Origin of the sequence: Acidobacterium capsulatum ATCC 51196 (genome assembly GCF_000022565.1) — a bacterium.
Taxonomy (GTDB): Bacteria; Acidobacteriota; Terriglobia; order Terriglobales; family Acidobacteriaceae; genus Acidobacterium; species Acidobacterium capsulatum.
Genome location: NC_012483.1, coordinates 1,423,469 through 1,436,944 on the forward strand (window position 1 = coordinate 1,423,469; position 13,476 = coordinate 1,436,944).

Consider the following 13,476-nt stretch of genomic DNA (forward strand, 5'->3'; position numbering starts at 1 on the left):
TGTCCTCTGGAGACAGGCACAACCGTGCCTCTCCAGAGACATTTCGTTGGAGAGAGGAGCTTGCTAAATTCTTAGAACGGAAATTGAAGCAGGCGGGGATTGTGGAAGAGAAGAGCCGATGAGTTCGACTGGCGTGGACGACGTAAGAAAGCGTGGCCCCGGCAGCACCTTCGATGCAACGGTTAATGCGTCAAACTTCGCGATATTCGAGTTGAGAGCATATTCGTCGACAGAAGGGATAGCGTTACGAACTGACGCGCGAGTATTCTGGCAGCAACTGCGGCAAATCGGCGTGTTGACTCCGCCGCAATGCCCCATCATAGCGCGACGACATGCACGTTCCTGAACATTCAACTGCGCGCCGGGCATCATGCATGCTGCTGCTGGCGACAGATAGGACACCAGCAGCAAGATGAGAACACCGGCATGGCGAAGACCAGACATTTCCATCGCTAGACTAAATTGAATTTGCGAGAGAAGCAAGGGTGACTTCCAGGCACAACTTCAAAATATGCGGAATCGGAACCAAGTGTTAGGTTTCTATGGCTTCTCTTTCTTTGAATGCTTCCGCGCATACATACCAAGGCGCATCATGGCTGTGCCTGACAATGGCCATTCGGCTGGATTAGAGAAGCGGTATACACAGCGTTCCCTTACTGTACTGCGCGGCCAAGTGGCGCGAGCCGACGGTGCATGCATATCACGGCTGACAATCGGCGCAGCGCGCAGGCATCTCTCTTCAATTCCGCGAATGACCTTGTGCCTGAGTGAGGATGCATCGCGAACGCAGGATTAACTTTCCTTGAAACCAGAAGCGAAGCCGGATAGCCGACGGCATTCGAGACCGCGCCGTAAATGTCACATTGTGTCAAGCTGACCAGGACGAGGTCATTCTCTCTTAAAGGAGTTGTTCGCAGATTCCCCGTGATTTCTAACTGATAAAGGCACGACGAGTACGCTCTGGTTGACAGATAATACACTATATAGTGTATAAGTGAAATATGCAGACTATAGCGCCACGTCAAGCCCGCGCACCAAAGTGCCCGCCCAAACCGGCCATTGAAGATCGGTTGCTCATCGACCTGGAGCAGGCGAACTCGGTGGGGCGGACTTTTCAGGTTCTCTCCGATCCGACGCGGCTGCGCCTGCTGCATGCGCTGGTCAGGGCGGGCGAGATGTGTGTCTCGGACCTGGCTCGCGCCGTGGGAATGAAACCGCAGGCCGTGTCGAACCAACTACAGCGATTGTTGGACAGGGGTATCGTCGCGACCCGTCGCGACAGTAATTATGTGCACTATCGCATCGTAGATCCCTGCGTCGTAGGATTGCTCGATCTCGGCATCTGCCTGGCGGAGGATGCGCGGAAGCAAAAGCAGTGAAGGCAGCGTTGCCACAACTCGATACGCTCGCTCTGAACGAAGCGGTGGGTCAGCTGCACGAGGCGGCAGCCGCTAAAAAGTGCGCGCCGTGCGGATGCCTGCATGGTGCCCTGCGGGCGATCGAGCAGTCCTTTCCTGCAGGCGAGCGGCCTTCCGATCTGGATGAGGCCGTCCGGTCTGCCCGCGAACATACGACGCAGCAGAAGTATGAGTGCCTGGGCTGCCAGGTCTGCTTTCCTGCCAACGCATTGAACGCCCTCCAGGTGGAGGGTGATACCTGCCCAACCGAGCCGGATGAGGAACGGGCTGGATGGCCTCCGCTGCCGGGTGATTTCAAGGTTATTCGCTACGGCGCGCCGGTAGCGGTCTGTGCGTTGAACAGCACGGAGCTGATGAAAACCCTTACGGAAGCCAGGCCGGACGGCCTTGCCATTGTGGGAACAATGCATACGGAGAACCTTGGCATCGAGCGCGTGATCAGGAACACTCTGGCCAATCCGAACCTCCGCTTTCTGGTGATTTGCGGAACGGACACACAGCAGACAGTGGGCCATTTGCCGGGACAGTCGCTCCATTCGCTGTTTCAAAACGGGTTGGACGAAAAAGGCCGCATCGTGGGAGCCAAAGGAAAACGCCCTGTCCTGAAGAATGTGACCCGCGAGGAAGTGCAAGCGTTCCTCGCGCAGGTGGAGCCGGTCTCGATGATCAGCGAAGAGAACCCGGCGACGGTTACGGAGCAGATTACCGCGTGTGCGAGGCGCGATCCGGGAATTTACCCCTGGCCGGCGGGGACAGTTTCGGTGGAGCGCATCCGCGCTCGGGCGCCACAGCGGTTGACACTCGATAAGGCGGGCTACTTTGTGGTGTACCCCGATGCACGCAGGCAGGAGTTGATGGTGGAGCACTACTCCAACCAGGGCGCGTTAGATTGCGTGCTGGAAGGCAATTCGCCCGCGTCCCTGTACAGCGAAGCCATTGAACGCAAGCTACTGACCCGGCTGGACCATGCCGCATATCTTGGACGCGAGCTGGCCCGTGCCGAACAATCTCTAAAAACGGGTGAACCCTTCGTACAGGACAAAGCGCCCGGCGACGAAGAGGCGACGGAAACAACGCACACGAGTTGCGGCTGCAGCTCCGGCTCGTGCATTGGGAGTACGAATGACTGACAGAAGTCTATGTTGCACGTTGAACCAGCCCCCGGAGATCGCGCGTCGGGGCAGCTTGCTGAAGACTTTGTACGAATCAACCCTGGAACGCCGCGAACTGGAACATGGTTTTGCGTTCCAATTCAACGGCGACGCGGCGACGGAGCGAAAAGTGTTCGAGTTCATCGCAATGGAACGGCAGTGCTGCCGCTTCCTCTCCTTCCAGTTAAACCTGGCCGCGGAACGCGGATCGATCTGGCTGGCGGTGGAAGGGCCGGATAACATGAAGGAATTTGCTCGCGCCGAGATGGAAAGATTTGGTCCGCATGGCATAGCAGCCTCGTAGATCGCAATGATCGCGCTCAAGGCACAACTCTGCGGCGAATCGTAGGGCGAGCCATTGGCCGTCAATGCCCGGAAAGCACAGAACGAAGAAAGTACATCTGTCATTTTTATGCTGCGGGAGGGTTTCCGCTGCTGCAAAGAGGTAACGCGTGAAGACACGCTGGATCGGAATTCTTTTCGTAGTCATCGTAGTGGCCGGAATCATCGCGTGGAAGCTACACAGCCAGCCGCTAGCCGCGGCTCAAACTGCGCAAGCCGGTTCCTCCGCAACGCCGCAGGTCATTCTTGTCGCCAACTTGCGCGAAGCCAATGACAAAAGCGACAACTGCTCGACAATCATTCACATGGTTCACGTCGCGGGCAAGCATGGAATCGCGATTCGAGAGCTTTCTCCCGGCAGCCCGTCTCCATTGATCAAGCGTTATCACGTCCTGACCATTCCCACTCTCCTGGTGCTTCATCGCGGCAGGGTTGTTTCGCGTTACGAAGGAGAAAGCCAGTCTACAGTTCAGAAGATTCGAACCCGGTTGGCCAAACTTGAAGAGGCCCAGTCTTGACATCCTTGCTGAATCAACTGACCCACGACTTATCCGGCAGCAGCGTTTTGGCGATTCCTGTTGCGCTGGTGGGCGGCGCCATCGCCTCGCTGTGCCCTTGTTGCCTTCCTTTGTATCCCGCCGCCGCGGCAACCTGCAGCAGTGCAAGGGAGTCAGACTGCGGTTGTTGCGGGCCGCAGATGCCCATCGCGAAACGCGGCCTCGCTAATTCTGTAGCCTTTGCTCTTGGGATGGCGGTCGCCATGGCTCTGCTCGGCATTGTGGCGGCGCTCGTAGGACGAATTGCGACGGCGGGTGACTGGCTTCGATATGTGGTGGCGGTTATCCCACTGTTAATGGGCATGCACATTCTTGGGTGGTTGCGATTGCCGCTGCCTGCATTTTCCATCAAGGAGTCTCGGTTTCAGGCAACAGGCGCATTCGGCATTGGCTTTCTACTCTCGCTGGTGATCGCTCCCTGCGGAACCCCGATACTGGCGGCCGTGCTTTCCTACGCTGCCATCAAGGGAAACACGCTATATGGCGCTCTGCTCCTATTCGCATATGGTGTTGGGGCGGGGATTCCACTTTTGATTGCAGCCAGTGCGAGCGGCCGCATCGCGGGATGGTTGGATCTTCGCGGCTACCGGAAATGGGTGGATAGAGCGACAGGCGCGCTGCTGCTGGGACTGGGCTTTTACCTCTTGTGGGTGGCGTAGCCAGCAATTGAACGCAATATCTCGGATGAGCTTGGCGAAAAAGCAGAAGTTATCGCCGCGCAAGGAAGTACGATCCGACGACCAGCACAGCCGCAATCGCCTGTGCTGATAGTGTCTGCACCGTGGGGAAAATGGAGAACCATAATCCCATCCACGCGGGTGTAAAGCGCACAAGTGAAGGGATGACAGTTGTGGGGAGCCAATGGGCCAACTGCATTTCCTGCGCCTGCTCCCCGACCATCACAAGCAGAACAGCCCCCAGCATCACGCCTGTGAGCACCAACATCCGCTTGTACGGTAACTTCCGATGCCCCATGAACGTAAGAATCGCGACAACTCCGGTGAAAAGCAGCCCGAGCAAGACACCGTAGAAAACCGTGTCCCCTCCCAGCTTCAACCGATAGCTCTGCAGGAACAGAACGACCTCTACACCTTCTCGATAAAAGGATGTGAATCCGAGAAGGGCCATCCCAAACAGCACCCTGCGCTTCGAGATATCTTTATCTCCCGCAGTCTGGATCAAATCCCGCTTGCGTCTGTTGTGCATCGAAATCCATCCGGTCCAATAGACCTTATGGAAAAACCAATTCATCACAACCAGAAGCACAAATATCGCCAGCAGTCCGGTAGCGGCTTGCACATACAGCGCATTCATGCTCTTTGTTAAATCGTTAACGATGCCAACCGCAATGAACCAGGTGACAAGTGTCGCCAGGAATCCCATTCCTACGCCTGCGGCCACTGGACGCTGATAGGACTCGTGCGATTTGACCATGCTCGCGGTGATAGCTGAAAGGACCAGAATGCACTCGAGTCCTTCCCGGAAAACAAGGATGGCGATATCCAGAATTCCGGCAAGAGAGCCGCGGGCCTGGGCCAGTGGGTCCGGGTTACCAGCCGCGGTAATCCCTTGCCAGATCAATACCCCCAACAGTGCGAGGGACAGCCCCCCGAAAACTGCCCACAGGATTAGTTTCAGTTTTACAGGTGGCTCCGGTACAGTACGTAAGTCATTGTCTACATTGAGCATTTCAATCTACGACTATTTTAATCCTAGATTGATGCCCGTGCAAACTCAGCACGTCGCGTCGGCCAGAAGTGCTCCACTCTCACAGCCTCAAACAAAGGCAACGACAATGAGTTCATAACTTCGCATTTCGCAGCCGAAGCGCGTTTGAGATCACCGACACGGAGCTGAAGCTCATCGTCGCAGCCGCAATGACCGGGCTCAGGAGCCATCCAAAAACCGGGTAGAGAATGCCCGCGGCAATGGGCACTCCGAGGGCGTTATAGATGAAGGCAAAGAACAGATTCTGACGAATATTCCGCATGGTGAATTGACTCAAGCGCCTGGCCCGCAGGATTCCGCGCAAGTCTCCTTTCACCAGAGTCACGCCCGCAGCCTCCATCGCGACATCGGTGCCGGTTCCCATGGCAATACCCACCTGCGCCTGCGCTAATGCGGGAGCATCATTGACGCCATCACCGGCCATAGCAACCAGGCTGCCTCTCGCCTGCAAGGCTTTCACTATTTCCGATTTTTGATTTGGTAAAACGTCCGCGTCGTAGTCGATCCCCAACTGGCTTGCCACAGCGGCAGCCGTAACCCGGTTGTCGCCCGTCACCATGCGCAGCTTGAGACCGCTCGCCTTGAGTTCGCGGACGGCTTCCACCGCAGAAGCTTTAATGGGATCGGAGACTCCCAGAAGACCTGCGGCTCGCCCATCGATACCGATGAGCATCACGGTCTGTCCTTCGCTTCGCATCGCTTCGGCTGATTCTTTCAAGTCGCCCGGATCGATCGACAACTCACGAAACAGTGCCTCGTTCCCGGCGGCGACAACCATGCCGGATACCTCTCCTGAGACTCCCATGCCGGTCAGGGAGCGAAAGCCAGTCGCAGGTGGCAGCGTCAGCCCTCTTTCCGTTGCTCCAGTAACGATGGCATGAGCCAACGGATGTTCGCTGGCTCTCTCCAGGCTTGCCGCCAACTGAAGAAGAGCTTTCTCGTCATAGCCTCGCAGTGGAACAACGGAGGTAAGAGTGGGTTTTCCTTCCGTGACGGTTCCGGTCTTATCGAAGATCAGGGTGTCTACTTTCTCAAAGATCTCAAGGGCTTCAGCATTCCGAATAAGGACTCCAGCGCCAGCGCCGCGGCCCGTGCCCACCATGATTGCCATCGGTGTGGCAAGACCAAGCGCGCATGGGCAGGCCACAATCAGCACAGCCACAGCATTCACCACAGCATGTGCAAGGCGCGGCTCCGGGCCAAAGAAGAACCAGACAATAAAGGTGGCGGCAGCTGCGGCGATCACTGCAGGTACAAAATAACTGGACACCCGGTCAGCCAGCCGCTGAATCGGTGCCCTTGATCGCTGCGCCTGGCTCACCATACGGACGATCTGGGCAAGCACGGTGTCCGCGCCAACACGGTCTGCCTGCATCACAAAGCTGCCCGTTCCGTTTACCGTTCCGCCCGTGACTCTGGCTCCCGTGCTCTTTTCGACGGGGACCGGTTCCCCACTAATCATGGACTCGTCCACGGAACTGTGGCCGTCGAGAAGCATTCCATCGACCGGAACTTTTTCTCCGGGGCGCACACGCAGCTTATCTCCAATGACCACCTTGTCCAATGGAATATCGGACTCCTGACCATTCTGATCGATTCGCCGCGCCGTTTTTGGAGCAAGCCCCAGCAACGCACGAATCGCGCTGCTGGTCTGACTGCGAGCTCTCAGTTCCATGACCTGACCAAGGAGGACGAGGGCAACAATAATCGCGGCCGGCTCGAAATAAACCGCTATCTCTCCTCCCGGCCCGCGCAGAGAAGCGGGAAAAAGCAGGGGGAAGAACGTCGCAACAACACTATAGAAATAGGCCGTTCCCGTACCAAGCGCAATGAGCGTGAACATATTGAGATTGCGCGTCTTAAGGGATAGCCATCCGCGCGCAAAGAACGGCGCGCCTCCCCACAGCACCACCGGAGTTGCAAGGGCGAATTCAACCCATGTCCATATCCTTGCCGCAATTCCATGTGAGAACAAAGGGGCAGGCAGAAGTTGGGCGATCATATATGCCAGCAAGGGCAATGACAATGCCACGCTGACCCAGAAGCGGCGCTTCATATCGCGAAGCTCAGGATTCTCCTCTCCGTTCGCAATCGCTTTCGCCTCCAAAGCCATGCCGCAGATAGGACAGCTTCCGGGTTCGGAGCGCACGACTTCCGGATGCATTGGACAGATATATTCTGTCCTGGCCAATGTCGCTGGAACCATCTCAGGTTCGAGCGCCATGCCGCACTTCGGGCAACTTCCGGGCGTGTTTTCTCGCACCTCCGGGTGCATGGGGCAGATGAAGTCTGAACGGCTCGCACTTGCGGCATGATCGGATGCCGCAGATGGGGGCTGCAATTTTTCAGACGGCCAATATTTTCCGGGGTCGTGGCGAAACTTTGTCGCGCATCCTGAGCTGCAAAAATAGAGATTTTTTCCCGCGTGTTCGAGCGTCTCCGCCGCATCTCGTGGATCTACGGTCATTCCACAGACCGGATCCTTAATCTTCCCGGCCGGCTTTTCCGATTCAAGAATGGTCAATTTCTCCTCCTGATTGCACTCGTTCAGGTAGACGCAGGAGCCAGGAGAATCTTACAGTTTCGTCCAGTGGCAGGTGCAATCGACACACTTATGCTGTGCGCAGACACCGCAGACCAGTATCAATTGGCCTGCGAGGGCCTTGCGGGCGCGGTGAAGCCGAACCGAGGCATTGTTCATAGTGATTGCCTTGGCGCGGGCAAAATCTTCAATCGATTCCCCTCCCAAATCGATCCGCTCTATCGCTTCCCGATATTCGCTCTTCAGGCCTGTCACCAAATCTGCGATGCACATACAGCTCTGCTCCTGCAATTCGGGCACATACGAATTCGGAGCTTCCACCGCATAGCGCTGATGAGCATGATCCCGCGCCGCACTTCGGCGATAGTGGTCGATTAAGCTGTTTCGCAGAATGCGATAGAACCAGGCGACTATGCTCTCGTCAGACCGGAGTTGATGTTCCCGCTCAAGTGCTTTGACGTAAGCGGAATGGAGAATGTCCTCGGCCTCAGCCTTGTCCCCAACACGTACTGCCAAAAATCTGAGAAACCTCGCATGTTGATCGGCAATTCCCTCAATCGTTACGACTCGATCACCGTTGCCTGAATTACAAGCGGAATCTTTCATTGCCAAGCCTCTCCTCAAGGCAACTACATTCAAAGATACTGTACCCGACTTTTTCTTAAGGGGTGTCCGGACACTATTGGCTAAGTAACTGCTCATCAACAGAATCCTGACCCTCCTTCGTTCTCGTATTGCGCAAGGGCTGGCGATACAGAACCATGAAATAGCCGAAGATCAGCGCGTAGATTACCGCATTGCCGAACATATTGCCCGGCATGCCGCTCACACCATTGCCGTAAGGTCCACCGAAACCTTCCGCTGTGGACCAGATCATTAGCGAATACACCAACCCAAAAGGCAGAAAGATGCGCATCAGCTTTCCGCTCAACAGGCTCCATGCAATTAGCGCCTCCGCAATCGCAGACACTATGCCGACAAGAATCGGGCTCGTATGAGTAATCAATACGATCCACAGTTTGAGCCAGCCCACAATCCATGCGGGCTGCCCGGCCTCGGCCCCTGAAAGGAAGGAGACGAAATGCGTAATGAAGTAAGGATGGAACTTAAACAAGGTGTCCCAGGCCCACAGAAAACCAAACATCAAACGCGCAACGTAAATCCACAGATGATAACTGTTATTTCCTGCTGCGTTAGCCTCCGGCGGGCGGGGCTGAGATATGCGCCAGGTGAGATAGGCAAGTAGCAGCGCAATCAGATAGGGTGGAGCGATTCCGGCATCCGTTCCCCCGGTAGCAGGATTGAAATCTCCTCCTCGCTCCACCGCAATCCACATCACTGTCAGGTACCCGATGCCGACCCAAAGTGCGGCTCGCATGCCTCTACCGAAAAGCAATGCCAGCGCAATATAGAGTGCAAAGAACATGACTGCTGTGCCCGTGAGATGAACGGCGGTCGATGCAAACGGCAATCCGAGAAACTGCGCAATGGCATGCTTGGTCGCTCCGGAAGAGGCAGTCCAGGCATCGTACAACCACACCAGGCCGAAAAACACTCGAAAGTTGCGAAATTGGCGCGCCTGCGAAGCCGAAATAGACAAGGCCGTTGATGCATCGGGTGGAGCATCCAACCCCACCCATCGAAAAATTGCGGACGTTACGTCAGGCATACGATCCTCCTCATATTCAGGACTGCTGGTTGGCTGTAGCGCTGTTGGTGCGTGAATCGATCAACGCTCACATAATCCCAATGAGGAGCAGAGTCTGGGATCATCTCTACCCCTGATTGGATATTTGCGTCAGTACCAGGCCCTGACTCCGAACACGAAACGCGGATCGCTGGTGGACTCACCAGCTTGCCGTGCGAAATTGGCCGTATCGCCGTACTTGCCGTTGTAGGCAAATCCAATATATGGAGCGAATTTGCGGCTGAACTCGTATCGCAGGCGCATGCCAGTGTCGATCTCGGATAGACCAGAACCGGTGCCGCGGGCACGATCGTCCTTGTTATAGAAGTTCAGTTCCACTTGCGGCTCGGCAATCAGCCGCTGCGTGAACAGCAGTTCATAGGATGCATTGACGCGACCAGCTACGTTCCCGCCGTTGCGGATGTAGAGCGTGGGGGCAAACTCAAACAGGTACGGCGCCAGCCCTTCGATGCCGATGGCGGCCCAGACACGCGACGGACCAGAATCCAGATCCGCGCGCACACCGACTTGAGCATCGAAGTATCGGAGACGCGGAATTGGATGATCGTATAGAAATTCCTGATCGCCGTCGCTCAGCGATCCCATACTGGCGACGCCTTCTGACTTGATCCAGAGTTTGTTCATGTCCGTCCCGAACCATCCTTCGCCATCCCAGCGAAATTCGTGATCGGCCCCATTGGTACGATCTTCAAACTGGTCGACCAGAACATGGCCAAACAACTGATGGCCCATCTCCAGCGGCTTGATGCCCGGGATCGACGACGTCACCTTTCGATGCGAGTTCGGAGGTGCCGACTGTCCTTCCGCCATCAACGGCGATACGAATGTGCTCATCCAAAGCGTGGCGGCAGTAAGAAACAGCGTCGATGCTCCCTTGAATGCACCGGCGGAGCCAAGTACTCTAAGTATTCTCATGGCAGCACCACCACAGCACGAAACATGCCTGCCTCCATGTGATACAGCAGATGGCAGTGATAAGCCCACCGGCCCGGGGTATCGGCACTGACCAGATAGGTCACGCGTTCGGCGGGCTTCACGATAATCGTATCTTTGAATGGTCTGTGCTCTCCCTGCCCGTTCTCCAGTTCGCTCCAGAGGCCATGCAGGTGGATGGGATGCTCCATCATGGTGTCGTTGATGAGTACAAACCGCACCCGTTCACCAAGCTTGAGAACAACAGGATTGTTGTTCGAGAACCTCTCACCATTGAATCCCCATATATATCGATTCATGTTACCCGTGAGGTGCAATTCAATCTCCCTCGTAGGAGGTCTGCCATCCACTCCTCGATAACGAGAGCGGAGATCGGCGTAGGTCAACACGCGCCGGCCATTGTGATTGAGTCCGTCTCCCGGCAAGTTCAAGCGTGACTCTACATGCGCTGCGATGGTTGCAACCTCAGGCCCCAGATGCAGCTTGACCGGGTTGGAAGGTTCTAAACGTGATTCCAGCGAGCCTAATTCCGCTTCAGGAATGACGACTGCGGGTCTGGTATAGGGACCAGGCTGCGGGAATGGAGTTTTTCCGATTTCGCTATCGATCTGCATGCCCCGCATGCCCGCCATCGACATTTTCGCCGCCTTGCTGATCTGTTTCATCCGATTGCGGGCAGCCACCTCGGAGTCATTCATATTCATATTCATCTGCGAATGGCCGTCATCGCCTGTCTGCATGTCAGCGGTGGTCATGCCATCAATGCCGTTCATGTTCGCCATCTTCATACCGGCCATGCTGCCCATTTTCATCCCCATATCGACCATAGTGCGCTTTGGTCGAGGGTCCATGGGCGGAACGGGCGCAGTCATGCCTATGCGTGGAGCCAGCGTGCCGCGCGCGTATCCGGTTCTGTCTTCTGACTGCGCAAAGATGGTGTAGGCTTTTTCATCAGTGGGCTCCACAATCACGTCATATCTCTCGGCCACGCCGATGCGAAATTCGTCAACGGGAACCGGCTCTACATCGTTGCCGTCTGCCTGCACCACGGTCATCTTCAAACCTGGAATGCGGACATCGAAAAAGGTCATGGCCGAGCCGTTGATGAAACGCAGACGAACTTTTTCTCCGTGCGAGAAGAGCCCGGTCCAGTTCCAGCCGGGTGGGTTGCCGTTAAGCAGGTAGGTGTACGTCGCTGCGGAAATGTCGGAGATATCCTGGGTGCTCATATTCATCTTGGCCCATGCCAACCGCTCCGAAATAGTCTTTCCCAGACCCTTCTTTCGGGTTGCCGAGAAAAATCCAGGCACGGTGTGCCGATGATAGTTGTAGTAGTCGCTTTCCTCCTTGAGATTGCTGAAAACTGTTTCAGGGTTCGTGTCCGTCCAATCGGAGAGAAAGATCACGTGTTCGCGGTCAGATTGAATGGGGTCTTCGCCCTGTGGATCGATGATGAGCGGGCCGTTAACCCCTGACTGCTCCTGAAAACGCGTGTGGCTGTGGTACCAGGCGGTGCCATTCTGTTCAACCTTGAAGTGATAGTGAAAAGTCTCGCCGGGAGCAATACCGGGATAGCTCAGACCTGGCACTCCGTCCATATCAGCCGGAATGCGCAGCGAGTGCCAGTGAACGGATGTCGGCACTTTCAGTCGATTGGTAACGTGAATCGACACCTCATCGCCTTCGCGCCAACGTAGTATCGGCCCAGGCACGGAACCGTTGACCGCCATCGCCGTCACCCGCTTGCCGGTAAAATTGACGGGTAGATAGTCAATGGTGAGATGAAAGTTCTTGCCCGAAAGCGTTTGGGGCATGTGCGGAGACGTTTCGCCAAACGCGGGCACACCACGCCAGCCGACGGCTGCCATGGCCGCTCCCGCCGTGACACCCTGTACGAAGCGGCGGCGGGTGATTGGGGGAAACGAGGGAGTTTCATCATTCTTGTGACGATGCATAGTTGCTCCTGAATCAGTTGGCGCTTATGGGAGTGCTCGTTCTGCGGAACGCATTGAGCGTGCGGCGGCGCGGAACAGCGCAAGTCGGGCAGGAGACACTGCCGCGAGGAACAAGCTGGAAAGATGCGGCCAACGAAGAGGCTTTGCGCAAGCATTCCGGCTTTGCAGTGACGCGGCGGCGCCAGGCGACTAGATTCGGAGAATTGTTACAAGGGGATCGTACGGCGGGTTGTAGGTACTACTTCGCCGGTGGGTGGCGAGTCGCGCGCATAGTGGCGGATTATGAGAGACCGGAAGAAGGTAGGTTTGCACCAGTAACTGCGTGGTCCCAGCAGCAGTGACAGCGGGTGGATTAGTGATGCATGCAGAGTCGTCTTTGCAGAGGAGGTCTTTGCAAAGGCTCATTGCAGGCGGAAGATACGCCGCTGTGCGAGCGGAGACGCTGTTTGAGGAATCGCTGCTGATTGCCACGGAAGGACTGGCAAAAGCCATGCTCTCGCAACGGGCGTCGCACGTAACCGTGAGCGCTTGCACGCTTACAATCACAGCCAACAAGATCCAGAATGCGGTCTTTCGCAGCATAGAACGGATTATAAGCAATGCCGGTCGGGTGAGCAACCGATCAAAGGCGACAGGCAATTCCGAAATTAACTCAGGAGGCTCCATAATCACTCAAAAAGCTCCATAGATTTGCAGACACATACATTGGACCTACGATGCCGGTAGATCTGAATAGGTGCAGCGAGTCAACGCAACAGGAAGAGTACAACCTGCAGCATGCCTCGCGTTAACGAGGAGACAATTCGCGTGAAGCGGCTACTACCATGTCAACCTCACCCCTTCTCTTCTTCTTTCAGCTTCGCCCATTTGCATGAAACGTAGTTGACGATTACTCGACAACTTCTGAATAACTGAACGACCCTCGACTTTAAGTCGAGGGGTTGATCGGGCGCATCGAATGAATTCGATGAACGCGCCCGATCTTAACAAAGCCGCCGACTTTCAGTCGGCAGTCTCCTCTCCTTCGGAGACTTCGACCAACGTTCTTCGCCTGAAGCCGAGGGGTTTCCACCATCCCCGATGGGGACACTAAGTTTTTGGGCTCCGGGAATTGGAGCCCAAAAATCAATTTCCTGAAACGG

At 56.0% G+C, this 13,476-nt stretch carries 12 protein-coding genes; 5 read left to right on the top strand and 7 right to left on the bottom strand.

Going from position 1 to position 13,476, the window contains the following annotated elements; translation table 11 throughout:
• Positions 1 to 63: 63 nt before the first annotated feature.
• Complete coding sequence (locus tag ACP_RS18055; protein ID WP_015896355.1) at positions 64 to 483, bottom strand: hypothetical protein; 420 nt, start codon at positions 481 to 483, stop codon at positions 64 to 66.
• A gap of 587 nt (positions 484 to 1,070) precedes the next feature.
• Here ACP_RS18055 and ACP_RS05760 point away from each other — a divergent pair.
• The 5 genes from ACP_RS05760 to ACP_RS05780 all read left to right on the top strand — a co-directional run bounded on the left by ACP_RS05760 (position 1,071) and on the right by ACP_RS05780 (position 4,127).
• Positions 1,071 to 1,379, top strand: coding sequence for an ArsR/SmtB family transcription factor (locus tag ACP_RS05760; protein ID WP_202944493.1), 309 nt, complete (start codon positions 1,071 to 1,073; stop codon positions 1,377 to 1,379).
• Positions 1,376 to 2,548 (top strand): tetrahydromethanopterin S-methyltransferase subunit A, encoded by a 1,173-nt coding sequence (locus ACP_RS05765; RefSeq protein WP_015896357.1) that lies wholly within the window; start codon positions 1,376 to 1,378, stop codon positions 2,546 to 2,548. The genes ACP_RS05760 and ACP_RS05765 overlap by 4 nt, the downstream gene beginning before the upstream one ends.
• A 67-nt stretch (positions 2,549 to 2,615) precedes the next feature.
• Complete coding sequence (locus ACP_RS05770; protein ID WP_148215052.1) at positions 2,616 to 2,873, top strand: hypothetical protein; 258 nt, start codon at positions 2,616 to 2,618, stop codon at positions 2,871 to 2,873.
• A 148-nt stretch (positions 2,874 to 3,021) separates the two neighbouring features.
• Positions 3,022 to 3,429 carry a thioredoxin domain-containing protein gene (locus ACP_RS05775; protein WP_015896358.1) on the top strand — a complete coding sequence of 136 codons (408 nt, stop codon included), beginning with the start codon at positions 3,022 to 3,024 and terminating at the stop codon, positions 3,427 to 3,429.
• A gap of 68 nt (positions 3,430 to 3,497) precedes the next feature.
• Positions 3,498 to 4,127 (top strand): cytochrome c biogenesis CcdA family protein, encoded by a 630-nt coding sequence (locus ACP_RS05780; RefSeq protein WP_238525690.1) that lies wholly within the window; start codon positions 3,498 to 3,500, stop codon positions 4,125 to 4,127.
• A gap of 49 nt (positions 4,128 to 4,176) precedes the next feature.
• Here the strand turns inward: ACP_RS05780 and ACP_RS05785 are convergent, their stop codons facing one another.
• The 6 genes from ACP_RS05785 to ACP_RS05810 all read right to left on the bottom strand — a co-directional run bounded on the left by ACP_RS05785 (position 4,177) and on the right by ACP_RS05810 (position 12,334).
• Positions 4,177 to 5,157, bottom strand: a complete 981-nt coding sequence (locus ACP_RS05785; RefSeq protein WP_083770534.1) for an FTR1 family iron permease — start codon at positions 5,155 to 5,157, stop codon at positions 4,177 to 4,179.
• 112 nt (positions 5,158 to 5,269) lie between these two features.
• Entirely contained in the window at positions 5,270 to 7,720 is a 2,451-nt protein-coding gene (locus ACP_RS05790; protein ID WP_015896361.1) for a heavy metal translocating P-type ATPase, read from the bottom strand.
• Between the two features lie 51 nt (positions 7,721 to 7,771).
• Complete coding sequence (locus ACP_RS05795; RefSeq protein WP_015896362.1) at positions 7,772 to 8,344, bottom strand: RNA polymerase sigma factor; 573 nt, start codon at positions 8,342 to 8,344, stop codon at positions 7,772 to 7,774.
• Between the two features lie 73 nt (positions 8,345 to 8,417).
• Positions 8,418 to 9,407, bottom strand: coding sequence for a hypothetical protein (locus tag ACP_RS05800; RefSeq protein WP_015896363.1), 990 nt, complete (start codon positions 9,405 to 9,407; stop codon positions 8,418 to 8,420).
• Positions 9,408 to 9,536: 129 nt separating this feature from the next.
• Positions 9,537 to 10,361, bottom strand: coding sequence for a copper resistance protein B (locus ACP_RS05805; protein WP_238525664.1), 825 nt, complete (start codon positions 10,359 to 10,361; stop codon positions 9,537 to 9,539).
• Positions 10,358 to 12,334: a copper resistance system multicopper oxidase gene (locus ACP_RS05810; protein WP_015896365.1), complete on the bottom strand. Its 1,977-nt coding sequence runs from the start codon at positions 12,332 to 12,334 to the stop codon at positions 10,358 to 10,360. The genes ACP_RS05805 and ACP_RS05810 overlap by 4 nt, the downstream gene beginning before the upstream one ends.
• Between the last annotated feature and the right edge of the window lie 1,142 nt (positions 12,335 to 13,476).